Origin of the sequence: Paludifilum halophilum (assembly GCF_002245355.1) — a bacterium.
In the GTDB taxonomy this organism is placed as follows: domain Bacteria; phylum Bacillota; class Bacilli; order Thermoactinomycetales; family DSM-45169; genus Paludifilum; species Paludifilum halophilum.
In genome coordinates this window covers 1-412 of the sequence record NZ_NOWF01000140.1, presented here as the reverse complement: position 1 = coordinate 412, position 412 = coordinate 1, and the positions used below count along the sequence as shown (strand labels likewise).

Sequence of the window (412 nt, the reverse complement as noted above, 5' to 3'; positions counted from 1 at the left end):
CCTATGGCCGTTGTCGTCAGTCTGGCTCACTTGAGCACGGGCGTTCGTCTCGCCGAGTTCCAGGCCGTCGCCGGTCTGTTTCTGTCCGATGCGATCGAGAAGCTCCGCTACGCCGCGGGTGACAAGATCTACTACCACGCCACGTTCACCCAGACGGCCAATCGTTTCATCACGGCACGTGACGGCCTGCTCCCCGAAAAGGATGATTTCGTGGACCCCTGGGAGTGCACTGGCTTCGTTTTCGATGACAGCGCCCTCGATGAGCCTGATGACGCCGACCCAATCGCTGACGATTCCGCTGAAGCGGGAGCCGAAACAGACGACGCCGATGCCGCACCTGTCCCTTCGGCGTCAGCTGAGGTTGTTGCCGACGAAGACGGCAATGATGTTGCCGAAACTGGCGATGCTGCTG

General features: G+C 60.9%; 1 protein-coding gene. It reads left to right on the top strand.

The genetic code is table 11. The annotated features are described in order from the left end of the window. On the top strand, positions 1-412 hold a 412-nt coding region (locus tag CHM34_RS19520), incomplete at both ends, for a hypothetical protein (RefSeq protein ID WP_206093860.1).